Here is a 19,087-nt window from a genome sequence, read left to right as displayed (position 1 = left end):
CCGCAGGGGTTACAACCACTGCTCCCGCAGTTGTTACCACAGCACCTGTTGCAACGACCAAGCCCTCACCCGGTTTCGGTGCACTCATTGCACTGATTGGCCTCGGTGCAGTAGCTTTCGTCGTTGTGCGCAGGCACTGAACTAACATCTAAACATCTTTTTTTTCTTCGTCCCGTAAAAAATCGTCTTTGAAGAGCAACGGCGTTTCATTCATCTGGATCTCTCCTTAAATCCCATATAGGGCCTGCCCTGTATGACACCTTTTTAAATCCCGGGTGGTCAACGTAGATCTGAATACGCTGATCCGGCTCAAGAGCTGGATCTGTGGAGGTGCAGGTAGTGAAACTGGTAGTAAAAAACCTTGATATCGCGACACGGGGTGTCCTCCTCAACCGGCTGGACGCACGGGGCATCGGTGTTATGGATGGCGACCGCGTCCAGGTGATCAACCCGAAAAACGGTATCTCCGTTACGGCATTTGTGGAAACCACATCAACCATCGCACAGCAGGGAACCCTCGGGGTCTACCGTATCACGAACGAACGCCTCCAACTTGAAGATGGCACGGAAATTGAGATCCGTGAAGCCGGCCGGCCGGCGTCGCTTGATTTTATCAAGAAGAAGATGGACGGGAACAAGCTCACCAAGGAAGAGACCCTCTCGATCATCAAGGATGTGGTGCATGATGAGATCTCGTCTGCGGAACTTACGGCTTATATCACGGCCTCGTACATCAACCCGCTCGATATGGATGAAGTTGAATACCTTACCCGGGCGATGGTGGAGACCGGCGAACAGATCAAGTTTGCGTCCCGGCCCATTGTCGACAAACATTCCATAGGGGGCGTACCCGGCAACAAGATCACCTTCCTTGTTGTCCCGATTATCGTAGCAAGCGGCCTCAAGATCCCAAAGACCAGTTCGCGTGCGATCACCGGTGCCGGCGGTACAGCGGATCTTATGGAGGTGCTGGCGTCTGTCGAGTTCACGTCAAGCGAAGTCCAGCAGATGACCGATAAGGTTGGGGGATGTATTGTCTGGGGAGGGGCCACAAATATTGCCCCCGCGGATGACCGTATCATTATCCAGGAATATCCGTTCAAGATTGACGCCCGGGGCCAGATGCTCGCCAGTGTCATGGCAAAAAAATTCGCAGTCGGTGCCAACCTCGTGGTCATCGATATACCTGTTGGCCAGAATACCAAAGTGCCGAATATGCAGGAAGGAAGAAAGTTGGCACGGGAGTTTATTGATCTTGGCGAACGGCTCGGCATGAGAGTTGAATGTGCCCTGACCTACGGGGATATCCCGGTTGGGCACAGTATCGGCCCGAAACTGGAAATCATCGAGGCCCTGAGGGTCCTTGAGGGTTCGCCCGAGCCGAACTCCTTTATCCAGAAGAGTATCTCGATAGCAGGAATTGCGTTGGAGATGGCAGGTAAGGCACCGCGGGGCGAAGGAATGGTAATGGCACAGGATCTTCTCACGAGCGGAAAAGCGCTCGACAAACTGCGGCAGATCATCGAGATCCAGGGGGGAGACCCGAACGTCAAATCATCAGATATTATTCCGGGCGAACACCAGTTTGTGGTCAGGGCACCCGCATCCGGTTATATAATCGAGATGAACAACCGGTCCCTGATCACCCTGGCGAGGACTGCCGGTGCACCTCAGGACCGCGGGGCGGGGCTCTTACTCCACGCTAAAAAAGGCAGGCTCGTAAAGGCCGGCGAACCGCTGTTCACCATCTTTGCTGACAGGAACTGGAGGCTGCAGAATGCCATCGAGGAAGGCCGGCGCCTCATGCCCATACTTGTTGAAGGCATGCTCCTTGACCGGGTGCCCTCCGTTACGGAAATGTAGACCGATGTGCTGATATATGAGCAGGGGGCGATAAATTATCATGTATAGTCCTCGCCCTCGTTTCCTTTTTGCCCTACTGTTAATCCTGCTTCTCTGCAGTTCGGCACAGGCAACGACAAACCTGCAGATTACTGTGCAGGACAGTATCGATAATACCACCATTTCTCAGGCAAATGTTTTTGTCAACAGTGCAAACTATGCCCGGACCAACTCCTTCGGGCAGGTGTATCTCACCCATCCCGGGCTGAATGATCAGGAGATCAGGGTCACTATGAATGGGTATAATGACTGGAGCCAGACGGTCAATAAAAGTACAACTGACCTTGTGGTAAACCTGAGCCGCAAGACCCTCACGTTTACCGTCGACTTGTTTGACTCCGATACCCTTGGACCGATTTCGGGTGCCAGCGTCAACCTCTCTGCAGGTAACACATCACAGATGAAACAGACGGATTCCAGTGGATCGGCAACATTTGCCGTGACGGGTGCCACTCTCTATTCGGTTGATATATCAGCCTCCAATTACGAGACCCGGAGTGGGACCATCGATATGGGGTCGGAAAACCAGAAAGTGCAGTACAAACTGCTCTCCGGGAACAGTTTCTCGTTTATCGTGACGGACAAGGACTCCGGCAAGACAATACCCGGCGCAGAGGTCCGGCTCAATGCCATGCTTGACGGGAAAACCGATGAACGCGGGATCCTTATCACGCCGGTCACCCGTGGTAAATCCTACGTGATAGAAATTAAAAAGGACGGATACCAGACATTCACCGAGTCCAGGACGATCAGCACTTCCGATGCGGTCTATTATGCATCCTTATCGAAAGCACCGGTCGGTGCCTTTGTCTATATCACTGACGAGTCCCGCAAACCGCTGATCGGTGCCGATGTATATGTCAACGGTACCCTTTCGGGAACTTCCAATGACTACGGGCGTATGAATTTACCGGATCTTGTGACCGGGGATTATCTCATTGAGGTCAGGAAAACCGGATACACGCCGCAAAGCCGCGCTGTAAGTATATCTGGCAAGAGCCAGGATTACACTGTTGTCCTTCCCTATGAGAATGCCGCGTTGACAATCTTTGTTCAGGACCGGGACAAGAAAGTGCTCCCCAACGCATCGATCGCTGTTGATGGCACAACTGCCGGTGTAACTGATGACAATGGGCAGCTCCTTACTTATATCCCCTTCAATAGCGATGTCAACATCTCGGTAACCAAGGATGGTTACGCGCCTCAAGCAGTAAAAAAACAGGTCCTGTCGGGGAACGCTACCGCAGTTGTCACGGTTGTTCTTGAAAAGAATATCGACTGGGGTCTTATCAGCATGATCGCCCTTGGTGCGATCGGGATACTTGTCCTGTTTGCCGTTATCCGGATACTCGGAGGCAAGGGTGGGCGGCGACATGTCACGCGGAGAAACGAGATCTAATTTTTTCACGTGTCTTTTTAATGATATAATCCTGTATCCAATATCTCCTTTTTTCCTGTTTCCCGGAGCCCAGTTATCGATAAAAACACCTTGAATATCCGGCAACCAATCATTTAAAAATAGAGAAAACGGACCCAGCGGGAATCGAACCCGCGTCCTTGGGTTCGAAGCCCAAGAGGATATCCTCTACCCCATGGATCCTTCTCTTCATCTTTACCTCAAAAGATATTAAGTATTTTCTGCCGAAAGATTACTCAATGATCCTGTCAGCACCCGAGATTGCCCGCCGCCTTGCATGCGACCCGGGCTCAGGAAAGCTTGTCATAACGCCGTACATGAGCGAATGCCAGCAACCGGCGTCCTATGATCTCCGTGCAGCCTCGGATATGTCCCTGGTACCGGGTAAATGCACTCTTGTGCCAACCCTTGAATGGGTAGAACTCCCCAGGGATCTCGCCGGGACCCTTAGGTGCCGGTCGTCATTTGGCCGGAAGGGAGTCCTGCTCGGGGCGGGTTTTGTCGATCCGGGGTTCCGCGGGCAACTCACCCTGTGCCTGACGAATATGGGAGATGATCTTATTATCCGGAAAAATGACCGTATTGTCCAGTTGATCCTGCATGAAGTTCGCGGGGGAGATGAGGGATATTCAGGCAGGTACCAGGACAGTATCGGGGCCGTAGAGGCAAAGTGACCATGATACGGACAGAAAGAAAATATATCGAGATCTTGAGGATCCTCAAGGAACACGAGGGCCCGGTGGGCGCAAAGAGGCTCTCCGAACTCATGTCAGAACGGGGTTTTATCCTGAGTGACCGGGCAGTCCAGTATTACCTCAGTTATCTCGACACCATGGGTTTTACGGAAAAAGTCGGGAACCATGGGAGGATACTGACCCCTATCGGACTCGAAGAGACCGGCAACGCGCTCGTTGATGACAGGATTGGGTTCATCATCTCGAAACTGGAGCGCCTCGCGTACCGCAACACGTTCGATCCCGTCACAAGCACTGGCGATGTTGCCTATAACCTGTCCATCGTCCCGCTGGAGTCTGCCGAGAAGATAAAAACTGCCTTTGATGAGGTGGTCCGGGCAGGATGCGGTTTCTTCAACTCCTACCGGATGATCGATCAGGACCCCCGTATTCCCCATGGCCATGTAGGGTTCATCACGATCTGCAGTATTTCCATGGATGGTGTTTTCCAGCGAAAAGGAATCCCCGTCAGGATGGCGTTTGGGGGGAGGCTGGAGATCGAGAAGGGGACGCCCCGCCAGTTCAGGGACCTTATCGCGTACCGTGGCACCACGATCGATCCGCTCGAGTTGTTCATCTCGTCCGGTCTCACCTCCATATCAGCGTTCGCACGAACAAAGACCGGCATCGCCCTGGCAAATGTCCGGGAAGTACCCTGTGCAGCCCTCCCCCAGATCCGGGAGACCATCGACCTTATGAATGCCTGCGGCTTTGTGTTCCCGGTGGCCCTGGGAAACCAGGTATTCAACCTGCCCCATAATCCCTATCGCCTCTCGATCGTTGCATTCAGCGGCATGAACTATATCGCGAATGCCGTGGAACATGGTATACAAATAAAGACGGAGATCGGTGCCGGAAACATCGCGTTTTCGAAGATAATCGATATGAACTGATCAGATCCAGGAGATATCATCCTGTTTTTTCAGCTTTTTACCCTGTTGACGGTCATGGGATGATTCGTCCTCGTTGTCATGACTCCCCTCCTGTTCATCATCCCGGTTTGCCAGCCCTGCAGGCTTTTTTGGTTTCAGGTTCGTATGCATAAGAGAAGCATCCCGTGCCTTTGGAACAGCAGTATCACGGATGCCTTTCCCCAGGAATATATCGTCTTTTGCCCGGAACGATGTGTCTTTTATCGATACGGGACTTTCTTCCGGAGCTGGTTCATCAGAAGTATCCCGGTAAACCAGGTCTCCGGCCTTGGCCCCGTCGTTGGTTGCGGGTAGTCCTTCCCGTTCTTCCGGGGGAGGTGTGTCCGGCACCACCGGAGCGGGACTCCGCTTCCGGATAATTATGGTCTTCTTCTCGACTGCCTGAGATATATCCTGTACAGGCACCGGAGAAGGTGAGACTGGTTGCGCCGGAGGGCTTGACTGGATGACCTGCCGTTTTAGCCTGACAACTTCAGATGGTTCCCGGTGAGGCATAGCTGCCGAATCTCCCGCTTTCTCCTGCTTTCCGGAGAGTGCCATCATCCGTTGTCGCTGTAATTCCTGTTCTATCTGTTGTCGGGCAGTCTCCTTAAGATGTTCCGTCAGTACCCGTTTTGGCCCGGGACTTGTGCCCGTTGCAGGCTCCGGGTATATCGGTTGTTGTGCCGGATACCTTTTTTCCGGCATTGGGCGGTCAACTGCGACAACAGGCGGACGGGATTGTGTCGCAGAAGGTGCCGGCGTAGACGGGTATTTTTCTTCCGTCACCAGTGCTCTTCTGACGGGAGTCTCATCTGGTGTCAGGCGCCGGGAAGCAGTTACCGGAACTGGGGTTGGCTGCCGTTGAGGAGATATCGATGTGGGTATAGGGCGATCGGTCTCGATCATATCTTCGCGGACTGGTGACCTTGCACGGGGAGCATTGTCCTCCGGGTGCCGGTGATCCGCGGTCACCTTCTCCATGTTTTTAGGGAGGACTACCATCTCGTCACGGAGTGATCCCGGGTCCTGATACTGCTGGGACACGATTGTGCCCGTGTCCTCCGACACTGCCCTGACTGCAGCGCCAGGACGGGCCTGTTCACGGATCTCCCTGAGTTCGTTGACCCGGGGTATGTTCTCAAGCCCTGACAACATGATGATAATTGCAACATTTTTTGTGGTCATGATCGGGTAATCGCCGGATCGTGTTTCAAGCCCCCTGATACTCCGGTCGATCCATTTTCTCACGGTCATGAACCCCTGCATCGAGAGTTCGTGCGAAGGCCCGGCGACAAGGACAAGGGCCTTGTGGGCGCTCGTCATGTCACAGGGAGTCGAGATCTCATGGTAGATTGCCTGTTTTGCGATCTCGACAATACGCGATGCCCTCTTTTTACCCTCCTCATTGGTCAGTCCGCCGGGCTTCAGCTGGGAGAGGAATGCCCACGGATTGTTGGGGAGTTTCTCCACCGCATAACCGATAGTGATGAACCCCCCGTCTTTCATAGTATTCAGTACTTCACCGGAGTCCAGCACCACTTCGGCAAGATCGATGCCTCCGTCGGCCCGGAATTCTCCTGCCTTCAGGATAAGGCTTATTCTTCGGACTATGGCCTCATTGAGGCGAAGGTAGGTCGCCAGTTCCGGCGATATTTCCGGTTCCTCCTTGTCGAACCCGAGCATCCGTGCAAGCCCTTTCTCTTTTTTTGCCGGTGGTGCAGGAAGGGCTTTGATCTTCTTATACCAGGTCTCGTTGTCGAAGAGTATCATGCCGTCGAGTAGCGGTAAGAGAATATCAATGTCATCGGCCGCCTTTCCCGAACGTCTCCTTCCTTCAGCGAGGCAGGGCAGCGTGACCAGCCCGAAAATGGGTTCAACGATCGAGGCCCGGAGTCCTGCTATGACATGGGGCACGATGTCGGCCATACTCCCGCCAAGGCCGCAACAGACAATAATTGCGTCGTTCTCACCGGATTCAAAATTATGAACCCGTGAGATAATCTCAGCAATATCGATCGTGGCGGTCGGGCCTGCATCCCCGGATTTTTCAGGACTCACCGGATCAAAGGGAGGGTAGTACATCCTTAAGGAATCCGGTAGTCCTCCCAGTTGCTGCAGGGTGGTCTCGTCAACGTCAATTGCCAGTCCCTCAACGCATGAGACCCTGCTACCCCGGCGGTCGATGGTGTACAGGCTGTCTACAATCCTGCATCCCGCTCCCCCCAGTCCGATTGCAATTATCCGCATAACGTTATCCCGTAAAACCGATTGCCCTTGCAGTCATGGTATATATCGTAGAGAAATATTGTCCGGTCGGTGTTCAATATCTTATAGGATCATTGATCATGAGGAAATAAGACTTTGTTGGCAATACGGGTTATGGCAATGGTCTTGGATCATGATATGCCGTGGGAAAACATGTTGTCTATGAGTGGAACCGTAAATGGGGCCTGAACATGGATAGCATGCTGCGATCTTCCCCGTTTTCTGAAAAAAACCGGGCTGATTTTAAAAATAAACGCCATTCTGGCAGATTTACCGACAGACCGTCGTTTCTTTCCAACGTAAAATGATAATTTATTTAAATGCGTGTACGGTAATACTCAATGAGGTGAACAAGCCTTGACATATGGAATTGAATTCGTACCTGGAAATGTCAACGTAAAGCAAGTTGTTAACTTCTGTAAACTTGCTGAGTCCAAAGACATTGATTTTGCATGGATAACCAACCACTATAACAACCGCCACTGCTACCCCACCCTTGCCGCCATTGCGCAGGCAACCACGACCCTGAAGATGGGCCCGGGTATCATGAACTCCTTCACCGACACTCCCGCGGCAATGGCATCCTTTGCCTGCACGCTCAACGAGATCTCTGACGGACGTGCAGTCCTCGGTATCGGACCGGGCGACCTCTCGACCCTCCCGAAGCTGGCAATCGTGGCCGATAAGCCGGTAGGACGGCTTGAGGAAGCTGTTATACAGTTCCGCAAGCTCGTTGCCGGTGAACAGGTGAACAAGTCCGGCATGAAGTTCTTCGACTACGACGGCGCAAAGCTGACTGGTGTCACTCTCCCCGGAAAGAAGGGTATCCCGGTGTACATCGGCGCACAGGGCCCCAAGGTCCTTGACCTCGCCGGCAGAGTCGGTGACGGAGCACTCATCAACGCATCCAACCCCAAGGACTTTGCCGCTGCAATCCCGATCATCAAGGCAGCCACCGAAAAGGTAGGCAAGAAGAACTTTGATATCGGTGCATACACCGCAATGTCAATCGACCAGAGCGAGAAGAAGGCCCGCAACGCAGCAAAGATCGTTGCAGCATTCATTGCAGCCGGCTCTCCGGAACCCCTGCTCACCCGCCACGGTCTCGACCTTGCCAATGTTGCCAAGATCAAGGCAGCACTCGGAAAGTTCGACTTCAAGTCTGTTGGAGAACTCGTCGGAGACAAGGAGATCGATGCATTCACCATTGCAGGAACCCCTGACATGGTCAAGCAGAAGTGTGAGGACCTCACCAAGGCAGGCGTCACGCAGATCATCTTCGGTTCACCACTCGGTCCCGACATGACCAACTCCATCCGCCTGCTCGGCAAGTACGTTGTATAAGGACAGAGCACAATACCTGCCCCCATATAACCGAAAACGGCGATGGTGCCTTGGCAGAAAAACTTTTTTTATTTTTTTATCCGGACAGACCAGTATCAGACCCCCCCATGTTGTGCAAATGACTATCTTATCCTGCCGGAAATAGTAACGTGAAGGGAATGTTCACCATTACAGAAGTTGCAACCCCGAAAGGAGTTGTACAGTACCGGGAGGAACGCTTCACCGGCTGCCGGTGCAGGATCAGCCCGGACCGGTCGAAGCGGCATGTTCTCCAGCCCCTCACCCTTCCCCCGGATACGGGTGACTGCCCGTTCTGTTGTGACCGGATCTTTTCTGTGACCCCGGTATTTCCCGACGGTCGGCGGATCATCCATGGCGAGAGTATCACGTTTCCCAACATGTTTCCCTTTGGGCAGGGTCACGTGGTGACGGTCATAACGGATGAGCACCGGGTGGATACCTTCACCAGACAGCAGATAGCCGATGCATTATCGGGACAGGTAGAAGCACTCCTCCGGTATGACGGGTATCCCAGCATCAATATGAACTTCCTACCCTCAGCCGGTGCGAGTATGGTCCACCCGCACATGCAGGGGCTCTCCGATGTCCGGCCATCCCGTGTTATGGAATTATATATGGAAGCTGGCCGTCAATACCAGCAGCGCCATGGGATGAACTACTGGGATGCGTTGCGGGAGGAGGAGAGAGCGTCGGGGCGATACCTGTTTGGTGATGAGATCCTCTGGTCTGCCCATGCAGTGCCGTGCGGAGAGCGTGAGGTCAGGGGACTCCTACCCGTATCCTCGATTAGCGAAATGGATCCTTATATCGATCTCCTGGCACGGGGGATCCTCGAAGTGCTTGCGTTCTACCGGTGCATGGGGACGTATGCATTCAACATGTCTATATTTTTCGATAAGGGCAGTGAAGACAATGGGTTCCATGCGTTCTGCTCGCTCATTTCCCGGATCAATCCCAACCCGTCATCCATGAGCGATTCTGCATTCATGGAGCGGATGCACGGGGAACCAATCGTAATGACCATCCCGGAAGAGATGGGTGATCTCTACAGAAACGGAAAAAAATAAGAAAAATTTACTCGAATTTTGCAACGAGTTTCTTCTTGGAGACGAGCGTTCCGTCTTTCTTGTGGGCCTGGCGCAGGATGCTGTCCCCTGCCTTCTCGAGCTCACGTGCCTCGTCACAAAGAACTGCTGCTGCCCTCATCATTTCGTGAGCGCTTGCAACGATCGGGATGTATTTCTCCCATTCCTTGGTCATGAAGCAGCCCTTGACGTTCTGGCCTGCAACGGCCATGGCGATCTCGTGGGCAGCACGTGCCTTTGCCAGTGCAAAGGGATTGGTAAACTCGCCGTCGACCGCCCTGTCGGTGGTCATGATGAGCTTCGGGAGCTCAATTGCGTCGCCCTTCTTGCCGGCCTTGACCTGGTCGATGACCTTGTCGAGAGCAACCTGCATCTTGCGGAATGCACCGGTCAGTGCCAGCACTTTGACGAGGTTGCCGTTGTAGTCGGACATCTCGACGGGGTCAAGGAACTCGCGGCGTGCACCGATCATGGAGTCTGCCTTCATGATGATGTACCCGAACTTGCTGGCCTTGACGCCTTCCCACTCCTTCTTGGTGGTCACATCATCGGTGATGATGACAACGGGGATACCTGCTGCAGCGAGCTGCTCGCGGGCACCGGTCGGGCCGGGGAGAACCCCGTTGGGGGAGACGACAATACAGAAGTCAGGCTGGTATGCCTTCAGGTTGGAGACGACACGGTCGACATCTGCCGGCTCGAGTTTCGTGCCGCTGGTCGCCATGAATGTCTGCATGTCTTCACGGTCTGCTCTCTCATCGAGGAGGAGCTCTGCCATTACACCACTTGCAATGTTGCCTAATTTAGCAACGCCTACTTTAACAACCATCTAATTCACCTCGAAAATGTTATAACACGTTATTATGACCCGGTATTCATATAAACATTTTGAAATGTCTCCTCTCGTCGAAAAACGGGGGAAAACCATCTTCATTTCTAAATCTTTTCTCAATAATAGTTGAAAAAAAATGAAAACGTTGAAAAATTGAATAAATTTGATTTGCCGATCCCTTCCACCCGCCGCACGCTTTCGTAAAGTTAACGAAAAGTGTTTAAGTCCGGGTTGAGAAGGTGTTACTATGAAGGACGGGCTGCTTACTGAACGGCAGATGGAGGTACTCAGGTACCGGAAGCAGGGGCTGACCCAGCAGCAGATTGCGGATATCATATCCACCTCAAAAGCCAATGTCTGTACCATTGAAAAAAGCGCAATGGAAAATATCCGCCGGGCAAAGGAGACCCTTGAATTCCTCTACACCCTCGATGCGACGCATCTCTGCACCATCCCGACCGGGACGGATCTCTTTAATGTCCCTGCCATCATTTTCGGGGAGGCTGAGAAGATCAATGTCAAGGTCAAATACGATACCATCTCACTTATCAACCGCCTGAGGGAATCGCGGGCACAGGCCTGCAAGGCCCGGGTCGTATGCGAAGATATCATCGTCTATATCACCGATCAGGGAGAATTGTATTTCGGGTAAATCATCCAATATTCCAAATACCCGATTCAATACCCGGGGCACGTCCCGGAATCCCTGAAATACTGGCATATGTTTATATCTTCTTTTATGCAATAGTTATGGAAGCCGATATGAGGTTATCCTATGCAGATCTGCATGTTCCTTCGTCTGGAGCATGCCCGAATCTGTAAACGGCGGAACCTGCCTCCGGACACTGGACTGGCGGTTATGCCGTGGGAAAACCCCGATTGGTGGACCCTCCGTAATAACGGGGGTATCCCGAGAAGGAGTTGTGATTCGTCACAACAGGCTGACAGAGTGGGTCTGATCAGGCGCAAGGGCCAACGTTCGTGCAACGCGCCCCCTCCACCTTGAATAAGGTGGATGCGCTATTGTCAGGATCTTCTTTCGCGAGACAGGAATGCTGGTGCACACCGGCAAAAGCGCTTGAGATCACATCTCTTGCGCATCTCCATAAACGGGTGAAACGAACGGGGTTAGCAGTGCGATAGATCCTCAATGGATCATCAGCACTGCATTCCATTACCGGTCGATCGCCCCTGTCGCGTGTTGGCTTCTGAAACAAGCGAAGTTATCACACGTCTCGGATTAATCTCACAAACGTGTCGCAATGAGAATAACCTACACGCAAATGAGGATGGATTAACACATGCCAAAAATTAACAGACCACGCCGTGGTTCTCTTGCATTCAGCCCGAGAAAGCGTGCAAAGAGCCCGATCCCGAAATACCAGTCGTGGGCCACCACAGAGGGAGCTCCGATCCTGCAGGGATTTGCCGGATACAAAGTGGGTATGACGCATGTTATCATGGTGGACGACCACAAGAGCAGTCCGACCGAGGGAAAAGAGATCATGGTCCCCGTCACTGTCATCGAAGTCCCCACGATGAAAGTAGCAGCGATCCGTGCCTACAGCAGGGATACCTACGGTAAACATGCATTCACTGAAGTCTGGGCAGAACAGCTTGACAGCGTTCTTGGACGCAGGATTACCCTGCCCAAGGAATATGACCAGAAAGCAGCACTGAAGAAATTCTCAGATGCTGTCAATGACGGAACCGTAGCCGAGATCTACGCAGTCACCTATACGCAGCCTGCAGCCCTCAGCGGTGTACCCAAGAAAGTCCCCGACCTCATGGAGATCAAGGTTGGCGGTGCAGATCTCAAGAAACTCTTCGAGTTTGCACAGGGGCTCCTTGGGCAGGAAGTCACCCTCAATAACGTGATCCAGACCGGGGCCTACGCAGATATCACTGCGATCACTACCGGTAAAGGAACACAGGGAGCAGTCAAGCGCTGGGGTATTGCCCAGCGCAAGCGCAAACACGCCGTTGGCGGCAAGAAACGCCACCTCGGTACCCTTGGACCGTGGAACCCCCACCATGTCAGGTGGCAGGTTCCCCAGATCGGCCAGATGGGATTCCAGCAGCGCACCGAGTTCAACAAGCGTATTTTAAAAGTCAGCGAGAACGCAAGTGAGATCACACCCGCCGGTGGATTCCTCCACTATGGGGTACTCAAGAACCCGTACGTGCTCATCAAGGGGTCCATCCCCGGCCCGGTAAAGCGGCTTATCCGTATCAGGCCCGCAATCCGCCTGGGTGAACATGTCGTGAGGATGCCGACAATCCAGTTTGTGAGCGTCCAGAGCAAGCAGGGATGATCAGAGATGAAAGCACAGGTTAAATCACTTGAAGGCGGAGTCACAAAGGACATCGAGCTTCCGGAGATCTTCTCCGAGGACTACCGCCCCGATCTGATCAAGAAGGCAGTCATGGCCCTCCAGAGCGTCCGGAGACAGCCGCACGGGACCGACCCGTTTGCAGGCATCCGCTCGTCTGCAGTCGGCTGGGGTAGCGGTCGCGGTTCATCCCACGTCCCCCGTCTGAAGAACGGCTCCCGCGCGGCAAAAGTCCCGCAGGCAAAGGGCGGTCGTGAGGCACACCCCCCGAAAGTGGCAAAGATCCTGGTAAAGGAGATCAACCAGAAGGAGAAGCAGAAGGCATTCCGGTCAGCAGTCGCTGCAAGCATCAGCGCAGAACTTATCAAGGGACGGGGACACGTCTTTGACGGCCCAGTACCCATCGTCTTCGAGGACAAGTTCGAGACGCTCGGCCAGACCAAGGATGTCATCTCCGCACTCACCACCATTGGAGTCTACAACGATATCGAACGGGCAAAGGACAGCAAGAAGGTCAAGGCAGGAAGAGGCAAGATGCGTGGCCGCAGGTTCAAGCAGAGAAAGAGCCTGCTGATTGTCACCGCAGAAAAACCGCTGCTCGCAGCCCGCAACCTTGCGGGTGTCGATGTCGTTACTGTCGACCAGTTGAATGTCGAGCACCTCGCACCCGGTATGCTGGCAGGTCGCCTGACCATCTGGACCGAGGGCGCACTAATACGCCTGGAGGGAAGGTAAATGACCCTTAAATACCCGTTTGTAACGGAAAAGGCAATGGTCCTCCTTGAGAACCAGAGCAAGCTCCAGTTCCTTGTCACCCGCGAGGCAACCAAGGACGATGTCAAGCGCGAGATCGAGAAGTCATTCGGCCAGAAGGTCAAGAGCATCCGCACGCTCATGAACATGCACGGCCAGAAAAAGGCCATCGTGAGCTTTGAGAACAACAAAGCCGCCGAGGAGATCCTCAGCCGGCTCGGCATAATGTAGGTGGGGAACATGGGACATCGAATCACAACACAAGCCCGCGGCAAGGGAGGCCCGACCTATCGCGCCCCCTCTCACCGGTACAAGGCTGAGCTGAAGCATATCGGCGACGACACGCAGAAGATCACCGGGACCGTTATCGATATCGAACACGATCCCGCACGCAATGCACCGATTGCGCTCGTGAAACTCGAGGACGGCGCAAAGGTTTACATGTTGGTCACCGAAGGGCTTGGAATCGGAGAAGTTATCTTCTGGGGATCCAGCGGTGAAGTCAAGAATGGCAACACGCTCACGCTCCAGAACATCCCGACCGGTACCTATATCTGCAACATCGAGGCACGCCCGAACGATGGCGGTAAGTTTGTCCGCTCATCCGGTGTGCAGGCAATCGTTGTTGACAAGTCCGAGGACCGTGTCGGTGTCCGGATGCCCAGCGGCAAGACGAAATGGTTCAACCACCGCTGCCGCGCAACCGTCGGCATTGTAGCCGGAGGCGGCCGCGTTGAGAAACCGTTCGTGAAAGCAGGCAACAAGTACCACAAGATGCAGAACACCGCATCCAACTGGCCACGCGTCCGTGGTGTCGCGATGAACGTCATCGACCACCCGTTCGGTGGCGGTGGTCACCAGCACACCGGTCGCCCGAAGACGATCGCACGGGGCACATCCCCGGGCAGGACTGTGGGATCTGTGGCAGCACGCAGGACAGGTAAGAGCAGGAAGTGATGGGTATGGCAGCACCTAAAAAGACACAGAAGAGAATGCCAAGACGGCGAGAGGAGTTCACCTATCGCGGCTATAAGATCGACGAGCTCAAGGCGATGGGGATTTCCGAACTCCTCCCCCTGATGCCCGCCCGTCCCCGCCGCAAGATTACCCGAGGGTTTTCCCGCGGTGAAGAGACATTACTGGCGAAGGTCCGCGAAGGCGATGAGAAGATCAGGACTCATCTCCGTGAAATGATCGTCATGCCCGAAATGATCGGCAGGACCATCGAGATCTACAATGGCAAGGAATTCGTCAAGGTAGAGTTCCAGCCCGAGTCGGTCTTCCGCTATCTCGGGGAATTTGCACTGACACGCAAGAGGGTTTCTCACGGAAGCGCCGGTATCGGTGCAACGAGAGGAAGCAAGTACGTTCCGCTGAAGTGATGGACATGGCACGCATTGATTATTCCAACAAAATCAAGGGTGACAACGTAGCAAAGGCAAAAGCCAATGAGCTGAACATGTCGCCAAAACATTCGATCGAGATTGCCGGGTTCATCAGGCACCAGCGCGTGAACGATGCAATCGCGTACCTGAATGATGTCGTTAAGCTGAAAAAAGCAGTCCCGTTCCGGCACTTCTGCCGGAATGTCGCACACAAGCGCGGCCTCCCGGGCAACTGGGATGCAGGACGCTACCCGGTCAAGGCATCCAGGGAATATATCCGTCTCCTTGAATCGGTCAAGAAGAATGCCGAGTATATCGGTCTCGACGCGGAAAACCTCGAGATCATCCACGCATCCGCAAACCGCGGGCGCGCCCAGAAGGCATTCTTCCCGCGGGCAATGGGAAGGGCAACCCCCAAGGTCCGCGAATCCGTGAACCTCGAGATCATCGTCAGAGAGGTGGCGTAATGGCAGTAGAGAGAAAATTCATCGCTGAAGGTGCCAGGAAAGCCCGCGTTGAGAAGTACCTGTCAAAGGAACTCAAACGCGCAGGCTATGGCGGTATGGATATTGCCCGGACCCCCCTTGGGACCCAGGTCACGATCTTCGCGGAGAAGCCGGGTATTGTCATAGGTAAGGGTGGCAAGCTGGTCCACCAGCTCACCCTGGACCTTGCCCAGAACTACGGTGTCGAATCACCGCAGATCGAGGTCCAGCAGGTCACCAATCCCAGTTTCAATGCCCAGATCATGGCGGAGAGACTGGCAAACGCTCTTGAGCGCGGCTGGTACTTCCGTAAGGCAGGATCCAGCATCATGCGCAGGGTCATGGACTCCGGTGCACTCGGCTGCGAAGTCGTTATCGCTGGAAAACTGACCGGGGCACGTGCCCGTACCCAGAAGTTCACTGAAGGGTACATCAAGCACTGCGGTGAACCGAGCAACACGATTGTCGAGAAGGGCTATGCCGTCGCGATCAAGAAACTCGGCGTCATCGGCGTCCAGGTAAAACTCGTCCCGGCAGGCGCAAAACTGCCCGACCACTTCTCTATCATCGAACAGGAGAAGAAGCGCCCGGCCCCGAAGACTGCGGTCACAGCAATTGGTGACACTGACCCGGAAGAACCGGCCCTTCCGGATGAGGAACTTGCGGAGGAACAGTAATGGCAATATTCAGGGCCAAGGATGTCCAGCAGCTCTCCGATGTGGAACTGCAGGAACAGATGGGAAAACTCCGGATGGAGCTCGTCCAGCACTACGGTAAAGTCAGTGCCGGCGGCGCCACCGAGAATCCCGGACATATCCGCGAACTCCGGCGAACCATTGCCCGTATGTTGACCGAGCAGAACCGCAGGAGAACTGCATGATCTGTTCCCAGAATGTCCTCCGTCATGAACTGATCGGGCTGGACATTCTGGTATCGGGAGCTGCAAATCCAAAGCAGAGAGGACTTTCCGGCCGTATCATCGATGAGACAAAGAACCTGCTGGTGATCGAGACCCCAAAAGGGGTCCGGCGTATCCCCAAGATGCACAGCACATTCCAGGTGCGCCTTCCCGGCAGGGAACTTGTTGAGATTGACGGATCCGTGATGGTTCTGGCTCCTGAGAAAAGGATCAACCTGCACGAAAAGAAGAGGATACAATAATGGCACAAAACATTGGATTGAACGTCCAGGCACCCCAGGAAGAGTGCAAGGATGTTAACTGTCCGTTTCACGGCACTTTACCGGTGCGTGGCCAGGTGATCACCGGCAAAGTCGTGAGCGATCGTATGATGGGAACGGTCGTGGTTGCACGGAATTACATGCACTACGTCCGTAAGTACAAGCGGTACGAGAAACGGAGTTCGAAACTCCATGCCCACAACCCCCCCTGTATACAGGCAAAAGTTGGTGACATGGTGAAGATTGCCGAATGCAGACCGCTGTCGAAGAGCACGACTTTCGTTGTTGTGGAGGTGCAGAAGCCATGAAGGCAATGCAGTCCAAGACGCCGAGGGCACTTGCGACAGGGACAAGGCTTATATGCGCCGACAATACCGGTGCCAGGACAGTGCAGATCATCTCTGTCTTCGGCTACCACGGTGTCCGGCGCCGTCAGCCCAAGCTGGGTCTCGGGGACCTCTGCACGGCGAGTGTCCAGAAAGGCACTCCCGACATGCGCCGCAAGCTGGTGCGTGCAGTTGTCATCCGCGCAAAGAAGGAGATGCGCAGGCCAAGTGGCCTTCGGGTATCTTTCGATGACAACGCTGTTGTTGTCGTGGATGAGAAGAACGAGCCGAAAGGAACCGAGATCAAGGGACCAGTAGCCCGCGAAGTTGCGGAGCGCTACCCGAAGCTCGGTTCCATGGCAACGATCATCGTATGAGGTGGGTACATGGTAAGAATTGAAAGCGAACAGCCAAGAAAACAGAGAAAGGCACGCTACAACGCACCCTCTCACGCGAGGACCAAGTTCCTCAACGCACCCCTTTCAGACGACCTGAAAGAGAAATACAAGAAAAAGACGCTGCGCGTTGTCAAGGGTGATACGGTAAAGGTTACCCGTGGCGATTTCGTTGGCAGCGAAGGCGTTGTTGATGCAGTCGACACCGGCAAGTCAAAGATTGTTGTCCACGGTGTTTCTTCAACAAAGGCCGACGGGACCGAAGTACCCCGGGCAATTGATCCCTCGAACGTCCAGCTCACGAAGCTCAAGCTCGATGACAAGCGCCGCGTGGCAAAACTCGGGGAGGCCGAATAATGTCAGACCACCTGAAGCGATTAAACGCCCCGGACTCGTGGCACATTGCAAAGAAGACCACGAAGTTCATCACAAAGACCGCACCCGGTCCGCACAATGCGAACGCGATGCCGATTGCCGTCTGGCTCCGTGACAACATGAACTATGCACGGAACATGAAAGAGGTCAAGCAGATCCTCAGCCAGAAAGATGTCATCATCAATGGAAAACCGTGCCGCGATCCCAAGATGGGTGTTGGCATCTTTGACATCATCGCCATGCCGAAGATCAACAAATATTACCGTATCCTGCGTGACAGGAACGGCCGGCATATCTCGGTTGAGATCGATGCCGAGGCCGCAAAGAGCCGTCTCGTCAAGATCAGGAACAAGACCACCATTACCGGTGGTAAGGTCCAGCTGAACCTCCGTGACGGTGCCAATATCCTCGCGGACAACAGTTACAAGCCCGGAGACTCTGTCGAGGTATCCCTTGAGCCCGAGACCCGGTTCAAGATCCTTGATCACTTCCCGTTCCAGGCAGGCAACATGGCCATGATCATTGGCGGAAAGCACTCCGGCAATGTCGCCCGGATCATTGAGATCATCAAGATGCCAGGCTCCGTCCCGAACAAGATCATCCTCGAAGATGAGACGACGGGAACCAAGTTCGACACTATTGCACCTTACATCTACATGGTAGGAAAGCAGACCTCCGCAGTTGCAAAATGGGGGCATGAAGAGTGACCTCGATGCGTGATATCTACATCGACAAGGTCGTTGTCCACATGGGTGTCGGCGAAGCCGGTGAGAAGCTCGTGAAAGCCGAGAACATCTTAAAGACGATCACCAAGCAGACCTCGATCCGGACCATCGCTAAGATGACACAGCCGGCATTTTCCATTCGTAAGGGTCAACCGCTCGGCTGCAAGGTGACCCTCCGCGGCAAACCCGCCCGTGATTTCTTCGAGACCTCCCTCAAGATTGTTGAGAACACGCTCTTTGAGAGCCAGCTCGACAAGAGCGGGAATTTCTCATTCGGTATCGAAGAACACACGGACTTCCCCGGGATGTCCTACGACCCGCAGATCGGTATCTACGGGATGGATGTCAACGTCGTTCTTGAACGCAAAGGTATCCGGATCACCCGCCGCCGCATGGCACAGAAGAAACTCCCGGCAAAGCAGCGCGTGAACAAGACGGATGCGATCACGTTCCTCAAGGAGAAATACCAGGTAGAGGTGCGCTAATGGCTGGAGAAAGGAAGAAAGTCTACGGTCGCGGTGCGAACGAATGCAAGATGTGCGGGCGCAAACAGGGGCTCGTACGCAGATACCATATCATGTTCTGCAGGCAGTGCTTCCGCGAATGGGCCCAGAAGA

Annotated in this window: 25 protein-coding genes and 1 tRNA gene; 23 read left to right on the top strand and 3 right to left on the bottom strand. The window is 54.0% G+C overall.

Translation table 11 applies throughout. The features are described from left to right. The 3 genes from M0R30_RS14815 to M0R30_RS14500 form a co-directional block, all read left to right on the top strand. Nucleotides 1-140, top strand: a 140-nt coding sequence (locus tag M0R30_RS14815) for a PGF-CTERM sorting domain-containing protein (RefSeq protein WP_366513137.1), incomplete at its 5' end; no start/stop codon positions are given. A 199-nt stretch (nucleotides 141-339) separates the two neighbouring features. Next, a complete protein-coding gene (locus M0R30_RS14505; RefSeq protein WP_292548191.1) occupies nucleotides 340-1,863 on the top strand; it encodes an AMP phosphorylase in 1,524 nt (507 codons plus the stop codon). Nucleotides 1,864-1,903: 40 nt separating this feature from the next. Continuing rightward, nucleotides 1,904-3,301 carry a carboxypeptidase regulatory-like domain-containing protein gene (locus tag M0R30_RS14500; RefSeq protein ID WP_292548189.1) on the top strand — a complete coding sequence of 466 codons (1,398 nt, stop codon included), beginning with the start codon at nucleotides 1,904-1,906 and terminating at the stop codon, nucleotides 3,299-3,301. Nucleotides 3,302-3,430: 129 nt separating this feature from the next. Here the strand turns inward: M0R30_RS14500 and M0R30_RS14495 are convergent. Further along, nucleotides 3,431-3,502: transfer RNA gene (locus tag M0R30_RS14495), tRNA-Arg, on the bottom strand. A 56-nt stretch (nucleotides 3,503-3,558) separates the two neighbouring features. Here M0R30_RS14495 and M0R30_RS14490 point away from each other — a divergent pair. Both M0R30_RS14490 and M0R30_RS14485 read left to right on the top strand, forming a co-directional pair. Beyond that, nucleotides 3,559-3,993: a dCTP deaminase gene (locus tag M0R30_RS14490; protein WP_292548187.1), complete on the top strand. Its 435-nt coding sequence runs from the start codon at nucleotides 3,559-3,561 to the stop codon at nucleotides 3,991-3,993. Nucleotides 3,994-3,995: 2 nt separating this feature from the next. Beyond that, nucleotides 3,996-4,946 (top strand): NrpR regulatory domain-containing protein, encoded by a 951-nt coding sequence (locus M0R30_RS14485; protein ID WP_292548185.1) that lies wholly within the window; start codon nucleotides 3,996-3,998, stop codon nucleotides 4,944-4,946. Here the strand turns inward: M0R30_RS14485 and M0R30_RS14480 are convergent, their stop codons facing one another. Continuing rightward, a complete protein-coding gene (locus M0R30_RS14480; protein ID WP_292548183.1) occupies nucleotides 4,947-7,214 on the bottom strand; it encodes a cell division protein in 2,268 nt (755 codons plus the stop codon). It lies immediately after the preceding gene. A 375-nt stretch (nucleotides 7,215-7,589) separates the two neighbouring features. Here M0R30_RS14480 and M0R30_RS14475 point away from each other — a divergent pair, with 375 nt between their 5' ends. Both M0R30_RS14475 and M0R30_RS14470 read left to right on the top strand, forming a co-directional pair. After that, the gene (locus M0R30_RS14475) at nucleotides 7,590-8,576 is read left to right on the top strand and encodes a 5,10-methylenetetrahydromethanopterin reductase (protein WP_292548181.1); all 987 of its coding nucleotides are present in this window, start codon (nucleotides 7,590-7,592) and stop codon (nucleotides 8,574-8,576) included. A 158-nt stretch (nucleotides 8,577-8,734) separates the two neighbouring features. Continuing rightward, nucleotides 8,735-9,664 carry a galactose-1-phosphate uridylyltransferase gene (locus M0R30_RS14470; RefSeq protein WP_292548179.1) on the top strand — a complete coding sequence of 310 codons (930 nt, stop codon included), beginning with the start codon at nucleotides 8,735-8,737 and terminating at the stop codon, nucleotides 9,662-9,664. 7 nt (nucleotides 9,665-9,671) lie between these two features. Here the strand turns inward: M0R30_RS14470 and M0R30_RS14465 are convergent, their stop codons facing one another. Further along, nucleotides 9,672-10,511, bottom strand: a complete 840-nt coding sequence (locus M0R30_RS14465) for a F420-dependent methylenetetrahydromethanopterin dehydrogenase (RefSeq protein WP_292548177.1) — start codon at nucleotides 10,509-10,511, stop codon at nucleotides 9,672-9,674. A 250-nt stretch (nucleotides 10,512-10,761) separates the two neighbouring features. On the opposite strand from M0R30_RS14465, the gene M0R30_RS14460 reads away from it, so the two are divergent. The 16 genes from M0R30_RS14460 to M0R30_RS14385 form a co-directional block, all read left to right on the top strand. Further along, nucleotides 10,762-11,166 (top strand): Tfx family DNA-binding protein, encoded by a 405-nt coding sequence (locus M0R30_RS14460; RefSeq protein WP_292548175.1) that lies wholly within the window; start codon nucleotides 10,762-10,764, stop codon nucleotides 11,164-11,166. Nucleotides 11,167-11,815: 649 nt separating this feature from the next. Further along, complete coding sequence (locus M0R30_RS14455; protein ID WP_292548172.1) at nucleotides 11,816-12,829, top strand: 50S ribosomal protein L3; 1,014 nt, start codon at nucleotides 11,816-11,818, stop codon at nucleotides 12,827-12,829. Between the two features lie 6 nt (nucleotides 12,830-12,835). Continuing rightward, the gene (gene rpl4p, locus M0R30_RS14450; RefSeq protein ID WP_292548169.1) at nucleotides 12,836-13,582 is read left to right on the top strand and encodes a 50S ribosomal protein L4; all 747 of its coding nucleotides are present in this window, start codon (nucleotides 12,836-12,838) and stop codon (nucleotides 13,580-13,582) included. Then, on the top strand, nucleotides 13,583-13,831 hold the full coding sequence (locus M0R30_RS14445; protein WP_292548167.1) for a 50S ribosomal protein L23: 249 nt from the start codon (nucleotides 13,583-13,585) through the stop codon (nucleotides 13,829-13,831). It begins immediately after the preceding gene. 9 nt (nucleotides 13,832-13,840) lie between these two features. After that, a complete protein-coding gene (locus M0R30_RS14440) occupies nucleotides 13,841-14,557 on the top strand; it encodes a 50S ribosomal protein L2 (RefSeq protein WP_292548164.1) in 717 nt (238 codons plus the stop codon). 5 nt (nucleotides 14,558-14,562) lie between these two features. Beyond that, nucleotides 14,563-14,982, top strand: a complete 420-nt coding sequence (locus M0R30_RS14435; RefSeq protein ID WP_292548162.1) for a 30S ribosomal protein S19 — start codon at nucleotides 14,563-14,565, stop codon at nucleotides 14,980-14,982. 5 nt (nucleotides 14,983-14,987) lie between these two features. After that, a complete protein-coding gene (locus tag M0R30_RS14430; RefSeq protein ID WP_292548160.1) occupies nucleotides 14,988-15,452 on the top strand; it encodes a 50S ribosomal protein L22 in 465 nt (154 codons plus the stop codon). Beyond that, nucleotides 15,452-16,147, top strand: coding sequence for a 30S ribosomal protein S3 (locus M0R30_RS14425; protein WP_292548157.1), 696 nt, complete (start codon nucleotides 15,452-15,454; stop codon nucleotides 16,145-16,147). The genes M0R30_RS14430 and M0R30_RS14425 overlap by 1 nt, the downstream gene beginning before the upstream one ends. Next, nucleotides 16,147-16,350 (top strand): 50S ribosomal protein L29, encoded by a 204-nt coding sequence (rpmC, locus tag M0R30_RS14420; RefSeq protein WP_292548154.1) that lies wholly within the window; start codon nucleotides 16,147-16,149, stop codon nucleotides 16,348-16,350. Before M0R30_RS14425 ends, rpmC begins: the two co-directional genes overlap by 1 nt. Further along, entirely contained in the window at nucleotides 16,347-16,631 is a 285-nt protein-coding gene (locus M0R30_RS14415) for a ribonuclease P protein subunit (protein WP_292548151.1), read from the top strand. The genes rpmC and M0R30_RS14415 overlap by 4 nt, the downstream gene beginning before the upstream one ends. Next, entirely contained in the window at nucleotides 16,631-16,957 is a 327-nt protein-coding gene (locus M0R30_RS14410; RefSeq protein ID WP_292548149.1) for a 30S ribosomal protein S17, read from the top strand. Before M0R30_RS14415 ends, M0R30_RS14410 begins: the two co-directional genes overlap by 1 nt. After that, nucleotides 16,954-17,352, top strand: a complete 399-nt coding sequence (locus tag M0R30_RS14405) for a 50S ribosomal protein L14 (RefSeq protein ID WP_292548147.1) — start codon at nucleotides 16,954-16,956, stop codon at nucleotides 17,350-17,352. The genes M0R30_RS14410 and M0R30_RS14405 overlap by 4 nt, the downstream gene beginning before the upstream one ends. Nucleotides 17,353-17,361: 9 nt before the next feature. Further along, nucleotides 17,362-17,727 carry a 50S ribosomal protein L24 gene (gene rplX, locus M0R30_RS14400; RefSeq protein ID WP_292548145.1) on the top strand — a complete coding sequence of 122 codons (366 nt, stop codon included), beginning with the start codon at nucleotides 17,362-17,364 and terminating at the stop codon, nucleotides 17,725-17,727. Next, nucleotides 17,727-18,452, top strand: a complete 726-nt coding sequence (locus M0R30_RS14395) for a 30S ribosomal protein S4e (protein ID WP_292548144.1) — start codon at nucleotides 17,727-17,729, stop codon at nucleotides 18,450-18,452. Before rplX ends, M0R30_RS14395 begins: the two co-directional genes overlap by 1 nt. 5 nt (nucleotides 18,453-18,457) lie before the next feature. Further along, nucleotides 18,458-18,955, top strand: a complete 498-nt coding sequence (locus tag M0R30_RS14390; RefSeq protein WP_292548142.1) for a 50S ribosomal protein L5 — start codon at nucleotides 18,458-18,460, stop codon at nucleotides 18,953-18,955. Next, a partial coding sequence (locus M0R30_RS14385) for a 30S ribosomal protein S14 (RefSeq protein WP_292548194.1) occupies nucleotides 18,955-19,087 on the top strand: 133 nt, incomplete at its 3' end. The genes M0R30_RS14390 and M0R30_RS14385, both read left to right, overlap by 1 nt.

Source organism: Methanoregula sp. (genome assembly GCF_023227875.1).
Classification (GTDB): Archaea; Halobacteriota; Methanomicrobia; order Methanomicrobiales; family Methanospirillaceae; genus Methanoregula.
Note: the sequence above shows the minus strand (reverse complement) of the source record. Positions and strands in the feature narration are given on the sequence as shown.

Coding starts and splice junctions, on each gene's coding strand:
- M0R30_RS14500 (WP_292548189.1), top strand. CDS start 1,904: ATGTATAGTCCTCGCCCTCGTTTCCTTTTTGCCCTACTGTTAATCCTG.
- M0R30_RS14490 (WP_292548187.1), top strand. CDS start 3,559: ATGATCCTGTCAGCACCCGAGATTGCCCGCCGCCTTGCATGCGACCCG.
- M0R30_RS14485 (WP_292548185.1), top strand. CDS start 3,996: ATGATACGGACAGAAAGAAAATATATCGAGATCTTGAGGATCCTCAAG.
- M0R30_RS14480 (WP_292548183.1), bottom strand. CDS start 7,214: ATGCGGATAATTGCAATCGGACTGGGGGGAGCGGGATGCAGGATTGTA.
- M0R30_RS14470 (WP_292548179.1), top strand. CDS start 8,735: ATGTTCACCATTACAGAAGTTGCAACCCCGAAAGGAGTTGTACAGTAC.
- M0R30_RS14465 (WP_292548177.1), bottom strand. CDS start 10,511: ATGGTTGTTAAAGTAGGCGTTGCTAAATTAGGCAACATTGCAAGTGGT.
- M0R30_RS14460 (WP_292548175.1), top strand. CDS start 10,762: ATGAAGGACGGGCTGCTTACTGAACGGCAGATGGAGGTACTCAGGTAC.
- M0R30_RS14455 (WP_292548172.1), top strand. CDS start 11,816: ATGCCAAAAATTAACAGACCACGCCGTGGTTCTCTTGCATTCAGCCCG.
- rpl4p (WP_292548169.1), top strand. CDS start 12,836: ATGAAAGCACAGGTTAAATCACTTGAAGGCGGAGTCACAAAGGACATC.
- M0R30_RS14445 (WP_292548167.1), top strand. CDS start 13,583: ATGACCCTTAAATACCCGTTTGTAACGGAAAAGGCAATGGTCCTCCTT.
- M0R30_RS14440 (WP_292548164.1), top strand. CDS start 13,841: ATGGGACATCGAATCACAACACAAGCCCGCGGCAAGGGAGGCCCGACC.
- M0R30_RS14435 (WP_292548162.1), top strand. CDS start 14,563: ATGGCAGCACCTAAAAAGACACAGAAGAGAATGCCAAGACGGCGAGAG.
- M0R30_RS14430 (WP_292548160.1), top strand. CDS start 14,988: ATGGCACGCATTGATTATTCCAACAAAATCAAGGGTGACAACGTAGCA.
- M0R30_RS14425 (WP_292548157.1), top strand. CDS start 15,452: ATGGCAGTAGAGAGAAAATTCATCGCTGAAGGTGCCAGGAAAGCCCGC.
- rpmC (WP_292548154.1), top strand. CDS start 16,147: ATGGCAATATTCAGGGCCAAGGATGTCCAGCAGCTCTCCGATGTGGAA.
- M0R30_RS14415 (WP_292548151.1), top strand. CDS start 16,347: ATGATCTGTTCCCAGAATGTCCTCCGTCATGAACTGATCGGGCTGGAC.
- M0R30_RS14410 (WP_292548149.1), top strand. CDS start 16,631: ATGGCACAAAACATTGGATTGAACGTCCAGGCACCCCAGGAAGAGTGC.
- M0R30_RS14405 (WP_292548147.1), top strand. CDS start 16,954: ATGAAGGCAATGCAGTCCAAGACGCCGAGGGCACTTGCGACAGGGACA.
- rplX (WP_292548145.1), top strand. CDS start 17,362: ATGGTAAGAATTGAAAGCGAACAGCCAAGAAAACAGAGAAAGGCACGC.
- M0R30_RS14395 (WP_292548144.1), top strand. CDS start 17,727: ATGTCAGACCACCTGAAGCGATTAAACGCCCCGGACTCGTGGCACATT.
- M0R30_RS14390 (WP_292548142.1), top strand. CDS start 18,458: ATGCGTGATATCTACATCGACAAGGTCGTTGTCCACATGGGTGTCGGC.